At 45.0% G+C, this 22,819-nt stretch carries 14 protein-coding genes; 1 reads left to right on the plus strand and 13 read right to left on the minus strand.

Annotation, left to right across the window (positions count from 1 at the left end; translation table 11 throughout):
• Positions 1 to 12 precede the first annotated feature (12 nt).
• The 10 genes from L6H98_RS27335 to L6H98_RS27380 all read right to left on the minus strand — a co-directional run bounded on the left by L6H98_RS27335 (position 13) and on the right by L6H98_RS27380 (position 12,773).
• Positions 13 to 417 (minus strand): GtrA family protein, encoded by a 405-nt coding sequence (locus L6H98_RS27335; RefSeq protein WP_290371497.1) that lies wholly within the window; start codon positions 415 to 417, stop codon positions 13 to 15.
• Positions 368 to 1,303 (minus strand): glycosyltransferase family 2 protein, encoded by a 936-nt coding sequence (locus tag L6H98_RS27340; RefSeq protein ID WP_236420863.1) that lies wholly within the window; start codon positions 1,301 to 1,303, stop codon positions 368 to 370. Before L6H98_RS27340 ends, L6H98_RS27335 begins: the two co-directional genes overlap by 50 nt.
• Positions 1,284 to 2,384, minus strand: a complete 1,101-nt coding sequence (locus L6H98_RS27345) for a DegT/DnrJ/EryC1/StrS family aminotransferase (RefSeq protein WP_356724566.1) — start codon at positions 2,382 to 2,384, stop codon at positions 1,284 to 1,286. Before L6H98_RS27345 ends, L6H98_RS27340 begins: the two co-directional genes overlap by 20 nt.
• A 21-nt stretch (positions 2,385 to 2,405) precedes the next feature.
• Positions 2,406 to 2,960 (minus strand): acyltransferase, encoded by a 555-nt coding sequence (locus tag L6H98_RS27350; RefSeq protein ID WP_236420865.1) that lies wholly within the window; start codon positions 2,958 to 2,960, stop codon positions 2,406 to 2,408.
• Positions 2,957 to 3,376, minus strand: a complete 420-nt coding sequence (locus tag L6H98_RS27355) for an FdtA/QdtA family cupin domain-containing protein (protein WP_236420866.1) — start codon at positions 3,374 to 3,376, stop codon at positions 2,957 to 2,959. Before L6H98_RS27355 ends, L6H98_RS27350 begins: the two co-directional genes overlap by 4 nt.
• Before the next feature lie 388 nt (positions 3,377 to 3,764).
• Positions 3,765 to 5,993, minus strand: a complete 2,229-nt coding sequence (locus L6H98_RS27360; protein ID WP_236420867.1) for an OB-fold nucleic acid binding domain-containing protein — start codon at positions 5,991 to 5,993, stop codon at positions 3,765 to 3,767.
• Complete coding sequence (locus L6H98_RS27365) at positions 5,994 to 7,352, minus strand: mannose-1-phosphate guanylyltransferase/mannose-6-phosphate isomerase (RefSeq protein WP_236420868.1); 1,359 nt, start codon at positions 7,350 to 7,352, stop codon at positions 5,994 to 5,996.
• A 14-nt stretch (positions 7,353 to 7,366) separates the two neighbouring features.
• Positions 7,367 to 10,678 carry a glycosyltransferase gene (locus tag L6H98_RS27370; protein ID WP_236420869.1) on the minus strand — a complete coding sequence of 1,104 codons (3,312 nt, stop codon included), beginning with the start codon at positions 10,676 to 10,678 and terminating at the stop codon, positions 7,367 to 7,369.
• 15 nt (positions 10,679 to 10,693) lie between these two features.
• Positions 10,694 to 11,977 (minus strand): ABC transporter ATP-binding protein, encoded by a 1,284-nt coding sequence (locus tag L6H98_RS27375; protein ID WP_236420870.1) that lies wholly within the window; start codon positions 11,975 to 11,977, stop codon positions 10,694 to 10,696.
• A gap of 13 nt (positions 11,978 to 11,990) precedes the next feature.
• The gene (locus L6H98_RS27380) at positions 11,991 to 12,773 is read right to left on the minus strand and encodes an ABC transporter permease (RefSeq protein ID WP_236420871.1); all 783 of its coding nucleotides are present in this window, start codon (positions 12,771 to 12,773) and stop codon (positions 11,991 to 11,993) included.
• A 97-nt stretch (positions 12,774 to 12,870) separates the two neighbouring features.
• Here L6H98_RS27380 and L6H98_RS27385 point away from each other — a divergent pair, with 97 nt between their 5' ends.
• The gene (locus L6H98_RS27385) at positions 12,871 to 15,336 is read left to right on the plus strand and encodes an O-antigen ligase family protein (RefSeq protein WP_236420872.1); all 2,466 of its coding nucleotides are present in this window, start codon (positions 12,871 to 12,873) and stop codon (positions 15,334 to 15,336) included.
• A 52-nt stretch (positions 15,337 to 15,388) separates the two neighbouring features.
• On the opposite strand, the gene galU is transcribed toward L6H98_RS27385, so the two are convergent.
• The 3 genes from galU to L6H98_RS27400 form a co-directional block, all read right to left on the minus strand.
• Entirely contained in the window at positions 15,389 to 16,270 is an 882-nt protein-coding gene (gene galU / locus L6H98_RS27390; RefSeq protein ID WP_236420873.1) for a UTP--glucose-1-phosphate uridylyltransferase GalU, read from the minus strand.
• A 227-nt stretch (positions 16,271 to 16,497) separates the two neighbouring features.
• On the minus strand, positions 16,498 to 19,968 hold the full coding sequence (locus L6H98_RS27395; protein WP_236420874.1) for a DEAD/DEAH box helicase: 3,471 nt from the start codon (positions 19,966 to 19,968) through the stop codon (positions 16,498 to 16,500).
• A 238-nt stretch (positions 19,969 to 20,206) separates the two neighbouring features.
• The gene (locus L6H98_RS27400; RefSeq protein ID WP_236420875.1) at positions 20,207 to 22,720 is read right to left on the minus strand and encodes a U32 family peptidase; all 2,514 of its coding nucleotides are present in this window, start codon (positions 22,718 to 22,720) and stop codon (positions 20,207 to 20,209) included.
• Positions 22,721 to 22,819: the final 99 nt, after the last annotated feature.

Genomic DNA, 22,819 nt, shown 5'->3' on the forward strand with positions numbered 1-22,819 from the left:
ATACCCTCCAGATTAGTGGCTTTTAATGATCATTTTTGATAAGAGAAAGGTGACCGGAATGGTGACCACCATGGAAATCAATGGTACAATTTCAACATAAAGCTGAACGTATTCAACCAGAACGTAAAGCAGCAACATATTGACAGCATACTGTACCAAATAAACAATTGGATATTTAAGAAATTTCTTAAATGATACTTTTTCTTTGAAAACAAAAACGGTATTAAGATAATATGATAAAAATATTCCCGCAACATAAGAAATTGAATAGGCTAGAGAATAATTTAGGAACATCAGCAGAAATAGATACATCAAATATGTGGCCAGTGTGTTAAGTCCCCCACTGATCACGAATTTCAAAAATTCCTTATTCAAAAGTTTGGTCAACAACGTAGGATGGCCGTTCTCTGCTCTCATCCAAAATCCTCCATAGGTACTCCCCGATAATACCCAACATAATCATTATGATACCTAGCAAAAAAGTGATCAATGCAATAATTGTAGTCCATCCCTGCAGTTCAATAATTCCGAATATCGTGCTTATCACGACGAATAACCCATATAGTATACTTAGTGCAGCAGTAAGGAAACCTATGAAAGACATAAAGCGGATCGGAGCATAGGAAAAGCTGACAAATGAGTCCACAAACAATTTGATTTTTTTAGCTAATGTCCATCTAGATTTCCCTAGTTTCCGCTCTTGTCTGACGTATGGAATATGAACCTGGTCGTGTCCAAGCCAGTAGATCAGACTCATTACATTTGTATTCTTTTCTTGAATTTGAAGAACTTCCTTAACAACTTGTCGGTCAATTAATAAAAAATCAAATCCACCCTTCGGATAGCCCTTCAACGCTAGTTTTTCCAGCAAATAATAATACGTATTGGAAAATAGTTTTTGGGAAAATGACTCCTCACGATCTGCTCTTGTTCCAAGGACAATCTTTTTCCCAGATTTCCAATGATCTATCATCTCGCCGAACAACTCCGGTGGATCCTGCAGATCAGCTGCAATAATACCGACACAATCCCCGGTTGTATATTTCAACCCGGCCTGGATGGCAGACATGGAACCGAAATTTCGGCTAAGCTTAATGACTTTGATCCGGGGATCTTGCGCCCTTGCCTCCAGCAACAGTTCAAGAGAGCGATCTTTTGAGCCATCGTCTACAAATACAAACTCCAAGTCACAATCAGGCAACAAGTCTTGTAAACTTTGCAATCGCGGAACGGTGTGCGGAATATTTAGCTCGTTATAGTAAATGGGCACCACAATAGAAAATTTAATACGATCTGTACTCATTTACGACCTCCACGACTCGCTCAACCTCTTCTATTTCTATTACTGGACTTATAGGGAGGCTCACTACTTCGGCATGAATTTGCTCGGATATAGGGTAAGTAAGATCATTCCATTCTTCGTAAGCTTCTTGTTTATGAGGAGGAATCGGGTAATGAATCATAGTCTGTATTCCATTCCTATTCATATAATCCATGAAATGCTCCCGGTCATTCACCCGCACGACAAACAAATGCCACACATGTGACTTGGGGGAGTGCTGCACAGTCGGTAGAATCACTTCTGGATTTATAATGTTTTTTGAGTAGTACGATGCAACTTCTCTTCTTCTCTCATTATCCTGTTCAAGCCATTTTAGTTTTTCACTCAGAATTGGGGCTTGAAGTTCGTCCAGCCTACTGTTGTATCCTTTATATAAATTCTCGTATTTTCTATGAGAACCATAATTTCTGAGAGCCATTATTTGTTTGTACAAAACCTCATCATTTGTCGTGATTGCACCACCATCCCCAAGCGCCCCTAGGTTTTTCCCGGGGTAAAAGCTAAAAGCAGCAGCATCTCCAAGATTGCCTACTCTCTTATCGCCATATTCTGCCCCATGAGCCTGCGCACAATCCTCAACAATTTTCAAATTATGACGGTTTGCAATTTCTCGAATAGGGTTCATATCACAAGATTGTCCATACAAGTGAACCACCAATATGGCTTTTGTTCTTGTTGTTATAGATTCCTCAATCTTCGAAGGGTCCAAATTATAGGTCAATAAATCAGGTTCGACTAATACTGGAATTGCACCATTAGCCGAAATGGATAAGATCGAAGCAATATAAGTGTTGGAAGGAACAATCACTTCATCTCCTGGACCAATACCGTAAGCATGTATGATGAGTTCAAGTGCATCCAATCCATTAGCCACGCCAAGACAATAATTAGTGCCGCAAAACTCGGCAAACTCATTCTCAAAAGCTTTAACACTATTGCCCAAGATATACCAACCTGAATGAAGAACCTGATTTACTCCGTCTATGATGGCCTGCTCATGCCGCAAATTAATTTTTTTGAGGTCCAAAAATGGAATCAACACTCTCACCTATTTTCCATAAAGTCATTTCTCTTCAATGATGCCATTTTCTAAGCCATACTGCTTATTACACTCAGGACACTGCAACTGATGATTTAGCTTTTCCCCGCAATTGCAGATATAGCCTTGAAATACCGCCGGATTACCATACCATAGCGTATTGTTGGGAATATTCTTGGTCACGACGGAGCCTGCACCGACCATTGCATGTCTACCAATCGTATTTCCAGCGATTATAGTTGCATTAGCTCCTATGGAAGCCCAGTCTTCAAGAATGGTTTTCAGAAATTCAGCAGGATACTGTTTAGATCTTGGCCTAAGGTCATTGGTAAAGGTTACATTCGGGCCTATAAAAACATTGTCTTGTATGGTGACTCCATCCCAAATGTAGACTCCCGATTTAACAGTAACGTTATTCCCAATGATAACATCATTTTCGATAAAGGTGTGGTCGTTGATATTACAATTAGAGCCAATTTTCGCGTTAGGTAAAATATGAGCAAAAGCCCAAATTCGCGTGTTATCACCTATATCATTTGTTTCCACAATAGCTTGAGGATGTTTGAAATAACTGCTCATCCGCCATAAACCTCCAAGAATTGATCGTAGTCTCTAATATAATCTTCAGGATCATATAGATGTGAAGCGAGAACCAGTAACACGCAATCGGGAGAAAAATCATACATTTCATGCCAGTCATTCGGTTCAAGAATAAGCACTTTGGCGGGCGAATCCAATACAACGTCTGTTTTGCGTTTAATATTATCTAAAAAGACTTTGCAAGTTCCTGAAACGCAAACTAATGCTTGTCTCGTTTTACGGTGAGCATGAAGTCCTCTACGTACTCCTGCAGCTGTACCATAGATATAAAAGACTCTTTTCATTTCAAAAGGAATGGTTCCATTCCCTTCAATAACTGTTAAAAGACCTCTTTCGTCACCCAATTCTTTAATTTCTATAACTTTGCTGACTTCATTTATGGGTTGGCTACGCATACCTATCCTCCTTATTCATATTCATTCAGAAAAGACTCAATCAATCCTAAACATATTATTAGGACGTAAATGATAACTGAGAAATGTTTATTGTTTCTTAGAATATTTATTTTCCTTAATAATTAATTGCGCTGTAAGCCCAATCTATATTGAAAAGTGTTGCATAACTAATTAGGGAGTATCATCCGGACTCACTACGGTTATATACTTTAGATACGTTGTAGCTATCTGCTTTGATATTCATATAATTTGTCGTCATATGCTGAGAAACTAAGAATAAAAACTACAATGTATCTTTATACCAATATAAAACAATTTAAAATCGTAATAACCATAGCTAAAGAGATTAAACATAAATCTGGAATATCTGCACCGTTTATATCCCGTGTTATTGTTCTTTAAAGCTAATTTGGTCTTCAGATGTTGTATTGTAATAAAGAACGTAGTTGTTGGTTTTGAAAAATTGAGAAATATCCTCGCTGGTAGGTGAATAATTATCGCTCCACCCTGTTGAAGAGTTACTGATCGAAATCACAAAATGTTCCGGAACCTCCCAATGTCTAAAGGAATACTTGTTTGGGCCAGAAAATTCGTCTTCAAAAGTCAAAAAGGCACCGTCTGGACCTTTAAGAGACAGAGAAAGTTGATCTTGTGGTAAATTCGTTAAATCACTAGTCTGAACAATTCTGTATCCTTCCTTGCTCTGAACTAGTTCCCAGTTTTCTTCGCCAGTGATCTTAACTTCTGTCCCATAAGGTATTTTGGAAGTGAATTCTTCTTTTTTCTTGTTCCATTCTTGTTCATTAACGGTTCCCTTAAGTTTATCTGAATAGTCTCTAAGGTCATAAAAGGCTAACATTTTATTGTCACTTTCGATAGGGGTTATCTGTAATATGTTCAATATTTCTGATTCCAACTTTTTATCGTAATCACTTGAATAACCGGTTCTATCTATATAGATTCCTGTATAACCTGTATGGACCAAAATATTTAGTGCTTCCTTAACAGGCTGCTGAACCAATTCTTTCATCCAACGATCAGCGTAGCTATTCTTCATGCTACCGAAACTCCACTTCAAGTCAGATGAGTGTATATAACCTTTAAGGAGATCATAATTGCCCATATTATTGAGGCTTTCACCTTCCGGGAAGGAGACATATGGTATTTGGAAAATCATCGATTCTTTAGGCATAATATCACTGATACGTTCAACAAACGCTGCGTCATTATTATAACCACTCGCAATTACCTCTTTTGATTGTAAGGGGTGTGTCGATTGATCATAGATACCTACCAATGATATTAATAGAGAAACAGCCACTATCCAGGCAATTCTCGATTTCTTTAGCTTCTTTTTAGTCCAGATATCCATATTCAATGCTAATGCGAGTAAAGAGAAGAAAGCAATATATATACTTAATCGATTATAACTTCGAATTTGAGCAGACACCAAAGCAGCAAATAGAACACCGAATCCACCAATCGTTCCAAGTAAAATCGCACTGATATTCATGATAGATAGCGAACGATTTATTTTTTCGAGTTCATTATTGCTTCTCTTTTTAAAAAGCAATATGAACAAAAGAAATATAAAACCTACAGACCCAATAAGACCTAAGCTTGCCGTATCATTTTCATTGACCAAAGGAGCTTTAGAATTATACTCGTCTTTCTTCTCTTTTATCCATTCAACGTTGTGGTTAGTCGTAGGTAGTAACAATTGCACTACTTTAAGACCATATACTTCTGCCGCCTCGAAATTTCTAGCAGAACTAATCGAACCATCTTGTGAATGACTCAATTTATATACTATGCTTGGAGAGACATTACAAAGCAAAGTTCCGGCTATTAAAAATATTAACAACATAGATTTAAGTAAGTTGATCGATTTTTTCTCTGTAAATACTTGTATCAGCCCTATAATCAATAGAAAAAAACAAGAGAAAAAGGCATAATAAGCACCCGTAGAACCAATTAATATACATATGACCAGAGCTGCTATGAATTTCAGATTCAAATTGAGATGATAGTTAAATCTTTTCTGTGTGTGCTCTCCTTTTACGAACAAAAAATCAGGATGTTTAACAATCCAAATCATAACCATAATAATTAGTGGGACGGCATAATATCCCAATAAAAACAAATGTCCTACCCTAATAATATGGTATGGCAGAAACGTATAAAGCAAACTAAAACTCATTGAAAAAAAATAATTTACATTCAATTGTCTAAAGACTGCAAATGAAGCCAACATACATAAAGGAAAGGTTAAAAAATAATACATGTTCATGACCCAAATGTAGTCGGAGTTAAATAAAGACAATACCTTCATTACTAAATATTGAAAATTATCTCCTCCTAATGGGTAATCATACATTTCCAGGCCAAAAGGTGCACCGACCGAGGGATTTGTATTATACCATCCATTTTCGATCATACCTTTAATAAAAAGACTAGTTGATAGACCATCACCACTATAAATATATGGTAAGCTCATGTCGAAATCATTTATTTGCAACACATAATACATCGAAATAATGGTAATTACCAAACAACTCACATACTCCAGAGGAAAACGTAGACTCTTCCGCATCAAAAGACTATAAAACCGTTCCACTTAATTGCTCCTCCTGATCACATCATCTTCTTCAACATATTCTCCTACCTGCACCTCAACAATGTGAAGATCAATTCTTCCCGGATTATGGACAGAATGCTCGTCACCCATGCGAATGAAAGTAGATTCATTCATTCGAAGAAGAGACTGTTTTCCGTTCACCGTAATCATTGCCGTCCCACTTACAACAATCCAATGTTCATTGCGGTGGAAGTGCTTCTGATAACTTAGACTCTGTCCTGGTTTCACCACAACTTTTCTAATCTTATAATTGGGTGAAATGTCTAGCTCAGTATGATTTCCCCACGGTCTGTAGGCAGTAACATGATTATCGCAAAGATTAGACTTTCTCTGCTTCAGTTCATGAACGATTTCTTTTACTTTTTGAGAAGATCCTTGCCTGGAGATCAGTAATGCATCAGGCGTATCTACAATCATAAGGCCTTCGACATCGATTGTAGCGATCATTCTGTCATTTGACAGGACAAGATTTCGTGAAGAATTGACACTAATATAATTGTTAGCCAAAGAATTGCCCGCCTCATCTTTGGGCAACTGCTCATACAAAGCTTCGAAGCTGCCAAGATCTGACCATCCAATATCGGAAGAGACGACTTTTACGTTTGTGCTGTATTCCATAACCGCATAATCGACGCTGTTAGCAGGAATGGCCTCCATCTCTTCCTTGGATATACGAATGGTGTCATAATGCACTCTCGCATTGTTGAAAGCAGAGAGTGTCCTATCATAGATTTCTTTAGCTGCCGACTCCAACTCCTTGAGGAATACCCCGGCTTTGAACAGAAACATTCCACTATTCCAATAAAAGTTTCCCGATTTCAAATACCTTTCAGCAGTTAATAAGTCCGGTTTTTCTTTAAACGAAATCACATTGTGGCCGTCAGCCTCTATGTACCCGTATCCTGTTTCAGGATAATTCGGGTGGACCCCGAAGGTTACCATGTATCCTTCGAGGGCCAGTTCCTTAGCTGTTTCTATGCAACGAGTATATTCATGCTGATTTTGAACAACATGATCAGACGGCGTAACCAACACCAACTCATCATCTCCCACAGCCAAACAAGCCAAAGCTATAGCCGGCGCGGTATTCCGGCCGACTGGCTCCAGGATAAATTTATCAGCTTTCATCTCCAACTCATTAAGGTGATCCAATGCCAGGAAATACTGTTCCTCATTAGATACAATAAATTTTTTATCACAAAGGAGGGCATTTCTCTCCACGGTCAGTTGAAATAAAGAGCGATCTCCGATCATCTTGTTAAATTGTTTAGGATACAAAGTTCGAGATAGCGGCCATAACCGGGTACCATTCCCCCCGCATAATACAACATTTATCATAATACTTGTATCTCCTAGTCTTTAAAATCGAGAGCAAGGATGCTTCTAGCAGCTTCTCGGGTAAAGTATTTTTCGATATATTGGACAGATTCCTCGAAATAGGAATTCCATACGGTCTCATCTTGATATAATTGAATGACAGAATCAGCAAACTGATGCGCATCTTCTGCTATTGTCATAACCATCTCAGCCTCTTCCAACCCTTCAGAACCGATCGATGTAGTAACAATAGGGACTTGGTAATATAGCGCTTCGACTACTTTCCCTTTAACGCCCGCCCCATAACGTAGAGGCACAATAACCAGTCTAGAACGATTATAATATCTCTCCAGTTCTTCGTCGGATACAAACCCCGTGACGATCACATCGTCTGCGGATTTTGCTTTTAAATCATCAGGGGGATTCGAACCCACAATATAAAGCTTCACATTTGGAATCTGTTTCTTGATCCTACCAAAGATCTCATCCAAAAACCATACGATTCCGTCATAGTTGGGAGTATGGTTAAATCCGCCAACGAATAATATATCTTTCCTCGCATCAAATCCCTCAACATGACTAGCGTTAGCATATGGTTGGTCATAAGGAAACAATGGGATATTTCTTACCGGTTTATCCGGAAATTCATTTTGAAGCAAGGATTGTTCATATGAACCTACAACATGAATAACATCTGCATCGTTAAACAGCGAGAACTCCGTTTTCTTCCACTCTTCCGAAGATTTGATAAGATGTGTATTTCCCGTTAATTCAAAATTCCTCATTTCTCTAAGGAAGTGAAGATCATGACCGAAGTAGATAATTTTTGCCGAGGTAAACTTCTTAAATGTTTCCATGTACTTTATAGAGATATGTGGACGATTAAGATAAACGTAATCAATATAAGAACCATTGTGTTTAATCCATTTGTTTATATTTTTCGCATAATAGTCTCCATATAGGACCTCTATTCCAAGTTCTTGTAGATTTGAGGTATAAGGCTCATGTCTGAAGAAGTTATCACCAATAAAAATTACATGGAAACCCATTGAAACAAATAACTTCAAATAGAAATAAGTGGCCCGGCCACCTGCATCTTTGTCATAGTGAGGAACATAATGATCCACGACGACAATAGTTTTTCTGTTTCTGCTTCGATCTCTGGCCCAGAAAACGTGTTCTGCATTAGGAAAATGATCTTTCTGTAATGTCACACTCCACTTTTGCAAAAACTTCTCTTTATTTTTGACCTGATAGCTTTTAATTCCACTATTTGTATCTGTTCCGTGTGAAATACCTTCAAAATGCACGATAACGGATTTTGGTTGCAATAAAACCTTATAGCCTAAACGTCTAACCTCAAATGCTAGATCTGTATCCTCAAAATAAGCTGGTACATACCTTTCATCGAATCCCCCGAGTTCCTGCCAGATCGTGTGTCTAATCAAAATAGCAGCACCGGAAATATAGTCTGCTTCTTTCACATAGTTGTATTCCGGCTTCTCCGGATCATCCAAACGACCATAATTCCAACCGCTTGCATCATTCCAAATGATTCCACCAGCTTCCTGTTGCCTTCCATCAGGATAGACCAGTTTAGATCCCGTCATTCCGATTTTAGAATCGGACTCCATCAATTCTACTAGAGAACTTAACCAGTTTGGTTGTACATTTGTATCATTATTAAGGAAAAACAGATATTCTCCTTTTGCGTAAGTTGCCGCATTATTGCAATTGAGCAGGAACCCTCGGTTAACGCCATCTCTTACTACAGTAACGTTAGAAACATATTCTCCTATGTTTACAGTGTCATCATTGGACATATCATCCGCAATGATAATTTCATAGGGTACATTTGACGTGTTTCCAAGAATGGAAGCCAAACATGAATACGTGTACTTCCATTGATTGTATACAGGAATAATAATGGATACCTTTGGCTTCTCCTCTATTGGAAAACTTAGATGTTCAAAATTGATCGTATCAGGCTCAGCAACTTGAAGAACAGGAAGAGGCTTATCATCATATTTCGCTATATAGTTGTCAATTCTACCGTTTACTCGAGTAGTTTCTTCCGATTTCAAATAGTATTTAAGTTTGCGTAAATTGGACTTGTTCAAAGCCGTTAACATAATTTTAGGCTTTTGAACCGTCATTTTGGCGAGCTTCAATAACATGCGGCGTTTACTATCCATAGGAATCAATCTGTCACGCAAACGATAATAACGGTTCAAAAATCTCCAACCACCAGAGTTGTAAATATTTTGAAGAATCCGCTCTTCCTGAAGCAATAATTCAATGTGGCCCTTCTGATTTTCGATCTGAACTAATTGTTCACTCAACTGGTGTGAAAGATATCCGAGTTCTTTTTTTGCTGTTTGAAGTTCCATCTCAGTTCTCTGCTTTACATTTTCAAGATCTGCAAGTTCTTTTTGAGCAGCCCTCTGTTCGTTTTTATAGTGTTCCAATTGAAGATTCAAGTCTTCTTTCACGCTCTCCAGTTGCGTGAACTTTTTCCTAAGAGAATCAAGTTGAGCAAACTTTTCTCTTAAAAAATCGATCTCCTTATTTTGTAAGGCGATATGCTGATTACGTTCCTCCACTTCATCCTGAAGAGTCATAACCCTTTCAACAAAATTTTGGTATTTTTGTGATTGTACAGTAATAGAATGTGTTGGTTTTGCATTCCGGGAATCATTAGAACAGAACGCAATCATATACTTCTCAAAGGCTTCGCCTTTCTGCTGTTCTTGTACAAAAAATTCAGTCTCTCTTTCGCTTGAAGGATTATCGATCAGGGATACCACTTCAAAACGCTGAGAGACTATATTTACATAAGCGAAGTGTTCTTTTAATAGTTCAAAAAATTCTTCCCTATATAGTTCTTTAACATGAAAAGCATTACTATATCCTCTTTGGTCAGAATAATATTTCTTGTTAGGTGTCGAAATAATGAGAGTCCCATTTTCTTTCAACAATCTTTGAACTTCTTTCAAAAAAGCCAGTTGCATCTTCTCATCTACGTGTTCCAATGTTTCGAATGAAACGACAATATCAAATGATTGATCGGGAAACGGCATATGTTCTATGCTCGTTACGAAATAATCCAGGTTTTCTTTCACATACTTTTTTCTTGCATGACCGATGGTTTGCGGGTCAATATCTATCCCTGTTACCTTAGACGCAGAGTTAGACAATAAAAATGAACCATAACCTTCGCCACATGCGGCATCCAGGACTACCTTATTCTCTACTAAACGATTGAGCATGTTGTACCTTTGGGTATGCTCAATCTGTAATTCCTCATCAGTCTCGTGAGGTATAAAGCGCTCCCCCGTAAAATCCAAATTTACCCCTACTTTCTATACGATCGCTGAAAAAGAAACGTCTTTTAAACATAAAATGCCACTAACAGATTCATATCCAAGAGGCAGCACCTCTACAACAAGGGCATCATGAACCCAGCTATGCTGCTTATGTTCTTGTTGTGTACCGGAAGCAATGGCAGGTGATATTGTATAAGCTCCATGATTAAGGCTAGGAAATTGAAAAGAAAAGCTAAAAACGTATCCTTCACCAGGTTGGAGTGATTGGAGTTCGCTTCCAAGAATGTAACTATTGGTTTGAAAGATAACATTTCCGAGTCGATCCTTCATTGAAAAACCAACGATTGGATTATCAATGGCCTCCATAACATTCAGTCGGATCAAAACTTCTACTTCTTGTTCGGCCTCCACGAGTGTGACTTTATCTTGGCCGCCAGATTCATACATTGAAATCCCAGTAATAACTGCTTTTTCATCACCCATCATATCCAAACCATCCTGCAGTGGATCTACCAAATGAGCCTTTGAAGACCCAGCAAGTTGTTTTCCCGCTTGCGGCAGCTCACTGAGGCCCAACTTTCCAAAATTGGCTCCAATCATAAAGGCTTGATATTTTTTGGATATTTCCTTTGGTTGACCTTCCTCAATAAGCTTACCCTCGTTGATCCATACGACTCGATCACAATACTTATTAATCACTGACATATCGTGAGTTACAAATAAAATGGTCTTTGTTTGCTTCAACTCGTCAATTTTCCTGTAACATTTCTGTTGGAAACGTAGATCGCCTACACTAAGCGCTTCGTCAACAATTAATATATCCGGGTCTACGTTTATAGCCACTGCAAACGCTAGTCTTACAAACATACCACTGGAGTAAGTCTTAACTGGTTGGTGTATGAATTCACCAATATCAGCAAACTCCAGAATCTCGTCAAGCTTTGCCTGCATCTCATCCCTAGAAAAGCCCATTATTGTTCCGTTCAGAAAGACATTTTCCAATCCTGTAAGCTCAGGGTTAAAGCCAGCTCCCAGCTCCAGCAATGCCGAAATACTGCCTTCCACATGAAGAGAACCAGATGTAGGAGTAAGGACGCCTGTAATCATTTTTAGCAGCGTAGATTTTCCCGATCCATTCTTACCGATAATACCGAGGCATTCTCCCCTTTGAACCTGAAAATCAAGATGATCTAATGCAGTAAATTTTTTATGATATTTTTTGTTTGCAAAATGCAGCGCCTCTTTCAATCGATCCACTGGTTTATCATATAACTTATATTGTTTGGTCAATCCCTTAGCCTCAATTACATTAGTGTTCATTAATATTCCACCCTTAGAGTACATCTGCAAAATGCGGTTTAAGTTTACGATATAGAAAATACCCCACTACGAGAGTCACCAGAGTAAACGACCAAAAATAAATCGTAAGTTTCATATCTTGCCAAAACCATTGCCGATAAATAAAAATTCTACGGTAACCATCTGTTATATAGTACATAGGATTGGCTTTAAAGAAAAAAACGTATTTATCAGGAATCATTTTTAAGGGGTACATGATTGGGGTTAACCAAAAACCAAATTGAACCAGCAAAGATACAATTTGTGCAGTATCCTTAAAAAAAAGCACTACTGAGCTTGTAATCCAAGATAACCCTACAACAAGCAAAACGGTAGCAATCAGGTAATAGAATATTTGTATATAGTACACGGTAATTTCATATTTATATATTGCAAACATGACTATCAGGAATACAAGAAAAAACAAGTGTACAAACAACGAAGAACATATCCGAATAATCGGCAGGATTTCTAATTTAAAAACAACTTTTTTGACCAAAAAGTTGTTATCAGTCACGGATGTGGTTGCTGTCTGAAATGCTTCCGCAAAAAAATTCCATGGAATCATTGCACATATCAACCATAATATAAAAGGTGCATCATCCACAGGGGTTGATCTAAAGCCCACTTGAAAAACAAACCAAAACAAAAGGATGGTAACTAATGGCTGAACAAATGCCCATACTGCGCCGAAATAAGATCCCAAATATCTTTTTTTGAAATCACTTTTTGCAAGATCAACAATTAGTCTCTTCATTTTTAGAAATTCTAAATACATATGATACTTCCTCGCTTACTTTTAATTAATCGAGTGGATAGGATAATAGCCCTGTGTTAAAATAATGTCGTATCTACAAGCAAAGGAGACTCAAACCTTGTCGAATCCAGTATACGGGAAACCCAAGAAGACGTCGAGCAAACTCTCTACGAGTTCGGCTTCACCGCTTCTATGGACATTGACCATAGGGCTTATCTTATTTTTACTCTGGTCATCGTTTCAAGTTGCGCTATTTAATGGTCAAACTCTGCAATACGAAAGCCCCATTTATTGGGCATTAGCGATTACAACCCTCCTTTTCATCATCTGGGCTGTAGTCTACTACAAAAGCATAAAGCTGGAGACCCAGCGGGATTGGCTCAAGATCGCCGTCATTCTGCTGCCGCTTACCTATGTACTGTCACTGATTAGTGCCGCATCGCAATATTTGGCAGTCAACATGATCTTGATCCAATGCATCTACGCCATGCTGTTCGTCATGACCATGTATCTGTTTCAGAACAAACAAATCAATCATATCATACAATCTTCCTTAATAGGAATTGCATATATAATTGTCGGCTTTGGTTTGTTGAACTGGCTTGGTGCATTCAGCTTCGCAGGTAAGTTGGTTGGTTGGTTCTCTGCAGGCGTAGTCAATGGAGTATACAACCAGGCCATCTGGAACGATTCCAATGGTCCGCGGCTTGCTTCCGTATTCCAGTATCCGAATACATATGCAGCATTCCTGATGGCCTTTCTGTTCATAGGCATATTCAGCATGATTCGTTCCAAAAAAGCATATGTCCAGCTTCTGCACGGTTTCATGCTGGTGCCGGTGATTCTGTCGCTGCTGCTTACCCTTTCGCGGACAGGGCTCGTCATGATGCCGATCGTCTTTGTCATTCTTCTTCTGCTGCTCAGACCTGCAAAGCAGATTCTTTGGTTCATTCACCTGGCCATCGCGGGGATTGGCACGATCGCCATTCTGAATCCGGTCAATACGGCCGGGCTTGAGCTTCAGCAGACATTCACAAGCGCTCTCGCAGCCAAAGGCTGGGGTTACCTGATCGCGGCCTCGATTGTCGTTGCCGCGTTATGCTGGGCTGTTCAACGCTGGATTGCGCCGCGACTGGAAGGCAAGCTTCATTCCTGGGCAGAACGCAAAGGTTCCAGCCTCTGGATCCCGCTGGGCTCCATTGTGCTCGCTGCGATCCTAGCGGGGCTGCTTCTGGGCACCAGCGTACGCAACATCCTGCCGGACAGCATCAGCACCCGGCTGGAGAACATCAATTTCCAACAGCACAGCGTGCTGGAGCGGATTACTTTTTACAAAGATGCCTCCAAACTGTTTGCCGATTACCCGATTATTGGTGCCGGTGGCGGAGCCTGGGGCTCCTTGTATGTAAAATACCAGAACAACCCTTACGTCAGTGCGCAGGCACATAACTTCTTCATGCAGTATCTGGTAGAAGTCGGATTGATAGGCTTCCTTGTTTTTATGTCGTTCATACTGTACATCTTCTATCAGTTCGTACGAAGTTATAACCGAAGAAGCGAGGAAGAACGGGAATCGCATTTTGTCTACTTCATTTTGACCATGTCGATTCTGGTGCTGAGCGTTCTCGATTTCAATATGAGTTATGTCTTGATCGGCATGCTCGTCTTCCTTGGTCTTGGCGGGATGGCCGCTGCAATGGAACCTCGTTCGCTTGCACGATTCAAGCTCAGCGATTCCTCTGCACGGGGAAGCTATAGCGTCATTGCCGGAATAACCGTTGTTGTATTATTGATTGTGTCCGTGCGTTTCCTGCAGGCCAATCACTATGCTTATGAAGCAAAAGAAGTAGCCCAAACCAGTCAAGACTTTGGGGAAATTAAAGCACCGCTGGATAAAGACCTGTCGATTCGCGGTACGCATTCCGACTCGGTGTTATTACTGTCTTCCCTCTATCAGCAAGGGTTCCAGCAAACTCAGGATGATCAGTTCTACACCGCAGCCGTAGGCCTTCTTCAAAAAGGGCTTCAGTCCGAACCGTACAACAAAAGCATGGTAACCAGGCTGATCGAGCTGTACGAACTGAAGGGCGAGAATGAGCAAGCCTTTGCCCTGCAAAAGGAATACGCAGCCAACTATGTCTGGGACATGGCATGGTACGAGAAACTGATCAACCGTTCGTTTGATCTCGGGTACCAGGCTTTGGGACAAGGGGACGCTGCCAGCAAAGAAGCCTATTTCACCGCAGGCCTGAATGCTTATCAGCATGTGGTGGATGGTGTGGAACACCTGAAGACGCTGCCTGAAGGACAGCAGCAGGGTGAGCCGTTTGAGCTGACTCCAACGATGATCCTGAATGCAGGAAAAATAAAGTATATGACCAATGATGCAGCAGGTGCGGCTGCCATCCTGAAAAGTGGAATTGCAGAGGATTTATCCGATGCAACCAACCGCGAGATTGTGAGATGGTACCTCGGCGCCTTGAGTAAAACAGGGCAGCAGGATCAGGCATTATACGACAAATTCGTTGCGGATTCTCCTGACGAAGCTGAACAGATCAAGCGCATTGCCGAAATGAACTTCTAAATGACAAACAGCCCATGAATGGATATATACGTCCACTCATGGGCTGTTTGATCTAGCGCTCCGACTCCACCACTTCCCTCAAATATTTCAACAAATCCTCTCGCAGATCGTCATGCTGAAGCGCATAATGAATCGTCGTTTCGATAAAGCCAAGTTTCTCGCCGACGTCATGGCGAAGCCCCTCAAAATGATATGCCAGTATCTCTCTCCGCTCATTCAATCGGGACAATGCATCGGTTAGCTGAATTTCCCCTCCGACACCAGCAGACTGCTGTCCAAGAATCTCAAAGATATCAGGTGTCAAAATATAACGTCCCATAATGGCCAGGTTGGATGGCGACTGTTCCGTGCTCGGCTTCTCAATCAGGCGGCGCGCTCGGAACACGCGTTCATCGGTATGGGAGACGACTTCGCCGTCCACGATTCCGTATCTGGACACTTCGCTCCAATCGACGGGCTGCACGCCGACAATGGGTGATTGCAACTCGTCATACACCTCCATCATCTGCTGCAGACACGGCGTATTGGCTTCAACAATATCGTCCCCGAGAAGTACGGCAAACGGTTCGTCTCCAATAAATTTCCGTGCACACCAGATGGCATGTCCCAGTCCCTTGGGTTCCTTTTGCCGGATATAATGAATGTCCGCCATCTCGGATGGTTTGCGAACTTCGCTGAGCAGGTCCCACTTTTGTTTGTCAGCTAAATTCTGTTCCAGCTCGAAGGAGTAATCGAAGTGGTCTTCGATCGCACGTTTCCCCTTGCCAGTCACGATGATAATGTCTTCTATTCCAGAGGCGACGGCCTCCTCGATGATGTACTGAATCGTCGGCTTGTCAACGATCGGCAGCATTTCCTTTGGCATCGCTTTGGTGGCAGGCAGAAAACGTGTCCCCAGCCCAGCCGCAGGAATAATCGCTTTACGGATTTTCATGAAAATCATGGCCCCTTTTCAAAGTTCAAACAGTCGAAATATACGATGAATTCGAAGAGTAATCCAGTCAATACTGTACACTTCATTAACACAAAATGGCTAAGTGAACCCAAGTATACCATGGTTTTTTAGGCACTGTAACAACGATACACAAATTATATTGCTTCTCATGGTACCACGAAAAGGGCGATGCCGGAATTGCTCCACTGCATCACCCTCATGTCTTGTTACACCATCAACAGCTCCCGGATATCATGCTCGGAAAGGGCGGTGGCCCCTCCGTCTCCCGGCTCGATCACTTCGGCGATCAGATCTTTTTTGCGCTGCTGCAGCTCCAGAATCTTCTCTTCGATCGTTCCTTCCGACACAAGGCGGATAACCTGCACAACCTGCTTTTGCCCCATCCGATGGGCGCGTCCGATCGCCTGCTCCTCCACGGCGGGGTTCCACCATAGATCGTATAAAACAACTGTATCCGCCCCCGTGAGGTTGAGACCAGTTCCGCCTGCCTTCAAGGAAATCAAAAACAAGTCGCCCTCTCCCTCGTTGAACCGTCGGCACATGTCTACCCGATCTTTAGCCGGCGTTTGCCCATCGAGATAGAACAAGCCGCGCCCCTGTGCAAGCAGCGTCTGGCGAATCATGGCGAGCATGCTCGCAAACTGGGAGAAAATCAGCATGCGCCTGCCTGAAGCCATGGCGTCCTCCACGATGTCCAGCAGTTGTTCCATTTTGCCCGACTCGCCCCGGTAGTCTTCCACAAACAGAGCCGGGTGGCAGCACAACTGGCGCAAGCGGGTAATGCCTGCCAAAATTTTGATGCGATGCTGCTGGAAACCGCCTTCTTGCAAATCGCGGGACGTTTCGTCCTGCAGTTGGGACAGATAAGCCGCGTACAGCTTCTTCTGCTCCTGGTTCAACTCCGAACGATGCACCGTTTCGATGCGGTCCGGCAGCTCTTCGAGCACGTCCTTCTTCAGGCGGCGCATGATAAATGGACGAACCATGCGGGCGATGCGCTCTGCCTGAAGATCGCGGAAGCGGCGATAGCTGGGGAACAGTCCCGGGAATATGGCCTCGAAAATGGACCACAACTCGTCCAGCGAATTTTCGACCGGCGTTCCCGTCAGGGCAAATCGGCGCGGAGCCTGGATTTGCTTCACGGCCCGAGCCGTCTGGGAAGAGGAGTTTTTGATCGCCTGCGCCTCATCCAGGATGAGCGTATGGAACGCCCTGCCCAAATACGTATCCAGATCGCGGCGAAGCAGCGGATACGACGTAATGACGACGTCGGCATGCCCCATATCCGCCAGCATCGAGGCGCGTTCCTCCTTCTGCCCGGCCGCGACAAGCACGTTCAGATGGGGCGCAAAACGCGCAAATTCATGGGCCCAGTTATACGTTAACGATGCTGGCGCAACGACGAGCACTGGAGGATGACCTGTGTTCGCAGACGAATCCGGCGCCTCCGCCAACTCGGCCGTAATGTACGCGATGCTTTGCAGCGTTTTGCCAAGCCCCATGTCATCGGCCAAAATGCCGCCAAAGCGGTAAAACGCGAGCGTACGCAGCCACTGGTACCCGCTGGCCTGATAATCGCGCAGCACGGAGGACAGCGTGTCTGGCAGCACGAAGTCCATCCGGTCCGGGTCGCGCAGATCGGCGAGGAAGCGCCGGATGGCGCCGCCCCACTTCACATGGCCGGATACCTCGTCCCGGCCCGGAAGCTGCAAGGCCCGGACAGCCGGCAGCTGAATGTGGCTGCCGCGAATATCGCCAGGCTCCAACCCGAGCGAGTCCGCCACGCGGGCGAAGCTGTGCATGCCTTCATTTTCAAGCGAGATAAACGTACCGTCACGCAAGCGCATATAGGCTTTCTTTTCAACAATACTGCGCATCAGCTCCTCAATCTCCTGCTCATCCAATCCGTCCATCTCGAACGAAATTTCGAGCCAGTCCAACCCTTTGCCGAGATCGACGCGAACTTTCGGAGGAATCTGTGAGGCGGGCATCATCGCTTTGACTGCGTTCGGCACATAAACATCGGCGTATTTTTCGAGTTCAGGCACCAAGAAATACAGGACGTTATAAATGGCATCCTCCTTCTCGCTCACCCAGACGCTGCCCTCCCGCTCAAGCAAGGACGCATCCAACTTGTCGATTAAATGCTGTTCTCGTCGGCGGTCACGGATCAGAATCACTCGTTCTTCCTCTTCTTCGATCAAATATTCCGCGAGTGGATTGATGACCATCACTTCGTAATCGAATTCGAGGCGGGCCGTAATCCGTGCCCGATAGAAATCAAGATACAGCTTCGGCGTGAGCGTCGGCTCCACGATCTGTTCCCGAACTTTGGCATCGATGGAAAGATGGCCGAGCATCCGTAATTCAGGCACCACATGCTGCACGAACTCGTTCACCTGATGTTCCGAGATATCAATGCTCTCCTTGATGCCGTAGGACGTAAGTGCACCCACCAAATCTTCCAGACTTCGCATCTGTGTCGGACCCAGCATGTGCAGCTCGCCTTCTACGACTGCGGCACCGTATGCCGGAAGAAGCAATACCTCGCGCAATCCCGACACTTCAAGCTGATACCCTTCCTGCTTGCCTTCGGCGATCCGATAGTACAAAGGCAGCGCCCCCTGTCCCAGCGCAAGCGGACCGTTCACGAACCCGGTCCCTTCCATCCGGCTGTCCGCCTGAAGCAACAGATCGAGCAGCGGTTTCCATACCAGCGGCGCAATCAGGATGTCCCGGCTATCCGAAGCACCAAGGTAACCCGATATCGATTCCCGGTAAGCTTCTTCGCTATGGCGCATACGAATCAGCATGGATAGAATCTCTTGGTTGCGCGGGCTGAAATAATGGCGGGACGGATCATAGGCAAAATGTTTGGTAAACAGCATCGATACACCCTTTTCGACGCTGTTCAGAAACTGCTTGACCTTTGGAACGACGTACAGGCGTTTTTCGCCTACCTTGAGTTCCAGCGCCAGTTTGGCCTCTCCTTTGCGAACCTGTGCCAACTTGCAAATGAATTGGACCTGCAGTTCTTCCTGAAACGGGGAGCGCAGTTCCGGAGCTGCCATGCTTCGTTCCAATGCGTGCATGGGATTTCGCTCCCTCGCAAAGAGCGACAAAATTTCGTCCGCCGTGCGATAGGAAGGTTTGTCTGCGGACCTCCCCCAGCCGAGCGCCGAGCTTGGACGACCCGCCTGCGCCAATGAAGAAGGAAGAGATGCATCGGGGCGCTCCCATGCGTTTTCCTCTACCAAAGTCCCCACGCGGGATGCGCCTTCTCCTCCTGCCTTCGAAGATGAAGTTCCTGCAGAAACGCCAACCGAAGTCGCCGGCCGCTCACTGTGCGCATCGCTTTCCCCCCGGGTCTTCTGGGCGGCAGGTTTTGCCTGTTCCCAGCGCTCGTGAATGGTCAAGAGGACGGCGGCCACGTGCTTGCAATAGTCGTAATACGTCCCGTAGGCAGGACAATCGCAAAACGCCTCGATCTCTCCCGCCTCGTCCAGATCGATCTTCACCTTGTATCGCTTGGTTCCTCGCACGATCGCGTCATAATGCTGCTCATCCTCGCTAACAACTAGATTGGTCACACGTCCTGACTTATGGTAGTCATCCCCTCGTTTAAATGCCGTGACACCGCACAGCAATTTGATGTCCATCATTGAGAATGGCGCCACGTATCCCCCTCCTCCTTGCAAATCAATCGTCACGTTCCACCAACAACATCTTGAATCAACAGATTCGTTCGTTCATCCGTCCGTTCGTTATGGCGTCGCGTTTCTTGAAAGTTTCTATTGGCGGGTCCTTTACCCGATCCGGTTATGAAAAAGACCCCAAGAGCTCCTTCAAGCAGAGATTGGGGTCCGTTCTTCGTTCTTCGTTCCTCGTTCTTCATTCATGCATGGCGCTGTTTGGTTATTTCACCAGCTGACCGCGGGTAACGCCAAGCTGGTTGGTCGCTTTCAGCGTTTTCCATACTTGCGTGCCGCTAATTTCGCCGCGCAATGCACGGTTGTACAGATCGATAACCTCCCGCACCTGCTCCGGCGTTTCTTCCAGGAACTCCACGCGGTAACGGGACACGCCAAGATCCATGAAGTTCGTCAAGTATTCTGCGCCGGACTGCTCTACCGCATTGTACACCGTGTTGCGGCAGCCTTCGTCCACGCGTACCGGGTGGGACATGCCGATCCGGTCCTGCAAGGAAGCGCGATGCTCTTCGCAAGGACGGCCGCAGTTCGTGTAGTCCGTGCCTTCACTCATAAATGTGCAGTACACGCAGTGCTCTGTGTGGAACATCGGCAAATGCTGGTGAATGACCACTTCGGTGCGGTCCGTACGTGCGCGTCGGAGCAGGTCCACCATTTGTTGAATGTTCAGGTCGTAAGATGGCGTCACCCAGTCGCAGCCCGCTTCCAGGAACAATTCAACCGCTTTATGGTTGGCGATGTTCAGGGAGAAGTCGCCGATCAGCTGCGGATGCTTCGCATCCGGGTTCTCCATCCGGTGGCGCAGATAGTAGTAGAGCGCTCCGGTGTTGCGCACCAGCACGGCATCCGGCTGCAAACGCAAAATGTTGGCATGGTAGCCGTTCTCGCCAGGCATATGGATGCGCGGCGTCGCCAGCGCGATTTTGCGGCCTGCGGCACGCACGGCCTCCACCGCTGCCGGGAACTGCTTGATGAACTCGAAGTCGGCGTAGATCATGCCGACGCCGGCCTCGAGCGCTGCCTCCACTTGCGGCAGGCTGCGGCACAGCGCGGTCAGCTCGGCTTGACCGCGCGCCACCGGCGTTGCGGGCACGGCCGCATCGCCGTACACGTCCACCGCCCGTTTCACGTAGACGGGCGGTTTCGGGCGCTCGCCCGCGAGCTGTTCTACCGCCTGACGGCGAATGTTGTTCAGCTCGCGCATCGGGATGATGACGTCACCGTGCAGGTTGACGTCCAGCTCTTCCAGCTGGAACACGGTACCGCCGAGACGGCCAAACTGCTCTTCGAGCAGCTCATGCGTCATCGGGCGCTTCTGCGCGATGTCCAGCTCCATCTCCGAATCGACGCGCACCGTCGTGCCTTTCTGCACGTCGGTCCACCATGTGCTGAGTGGCTGCCCCGGGCTGCCGATGACTTTGACGTGTACCGGGAAGACGCGGTAAGGTTTGTCGGTCTCGAAGGTCTGGCGCAGACGTTTGTCCAGCGCAGGGTCATTCGTTTTCCATACCTTGTCGCCCACTTTCACGCGACGCAGGTCGACGTCGCTGCGACCGGGCACGATGTCCACGATCCAGCCCTCTTGGCCTTCGCCTTCGAGTTTGACGCCTTTGCGGCGAACGTCGTAGACGCGTCCACCCTCTTCTTTTTTCGTCGGGTCACCGGCATCGAACACAATGCCGTCCCCGCGCTTAACTGGTGCATCCAATTTGACGACGACGCCGTCGCGCAGCACTTGATCCACACGCCCCAGATAGACGCCGCGGCTTTTCGGGAACGTGCCGTCCACCAGTTTTTTGTTGTTCGTGCCTTCCAGGAAACCGTGCGTGAAACCGCGCGAGAAGCTTTGCTGCAGTTCGCGAACCTCTTCCTTGCTTGGACGGGTATCGTCGCCGTCGAAATAACGATCGATCGCCTTGCGGTATTTGCTGACCACGTTCGCCACGTATTCCGGCGTTTTGAGGCGGCCTTCGATTTTGAAAGACGTCACGCCCGCTTCGATCAATTCCGGCATCAGGTCAATCGCGGCCAAATCCTTCGGCGACAGAAGATACGCCACATCGCCCATCGGTTTGTGTTCGCCATCCACCATTAAGTCATACGGCAAACGGCAAGCCTGAGCGCATTCTCCGCGGTTCGCCGAACGTCCGCCCCACATTTCCGAGGTCAGGCACTGTCCCGAATAGGAGACGCACAACGCGCCATGGACAAATACTTCCATCGGCAGTTTCGCCTGCTCACCGATCTTTTGGATCTGCTTCAAGTTATTTTCCCGGCCAAGCACAACTCGCTCCATGTCAAACGGCTTTGTGAACTCTACCGCTTCCGGCGACGTAATCGTCATTTGAGTGGAACCGTGAATCGGGAAGTCCGGCGAAATTTCGCGGATCAGCTTCACCAATCCCAAATCCTGCACGATGACCGCATCCACGCCTGCATCCACGCAAGCGTCGATCAGTTCCTTCGCGTCCTCCAGCTCATTTTCAAAAATCAATATGTTAAAGGTCAAAAAACCCTTCACGCCATAGCTGTGCAAAAACGCCATAATTTCCGGCAGCTCGTCCATGCGGAAATTGTTCGCGCGCGCACGCGCATTGAATTTTTCGACGCCGAAAAAAATCGCATCCGCTCCGTTGGCTACCGCCGAACGCATGCAATCCCAGTCCCCCGCAGGTGCCAGAAGCTCAACGTCCTCTCTTCGAATTGCTGTTGTTGTCATTGTTTCCTCCCCGTCACCGATCCTTGGATCGGATTTCTTGCCCAACCTTCCGTCTTGGCGACTCTTATATATATCTATACATTATGACTGTATTGCCCG

The organism is Paenibacillus sp. JJ-223 (assembly GCF_927798175.1).
GTDB lineage: Bacteria > Bacillota > Bacilli > Paenibacillales > Paenibacillaceae > Paenibacillus > Paenibacillus hubeiensis.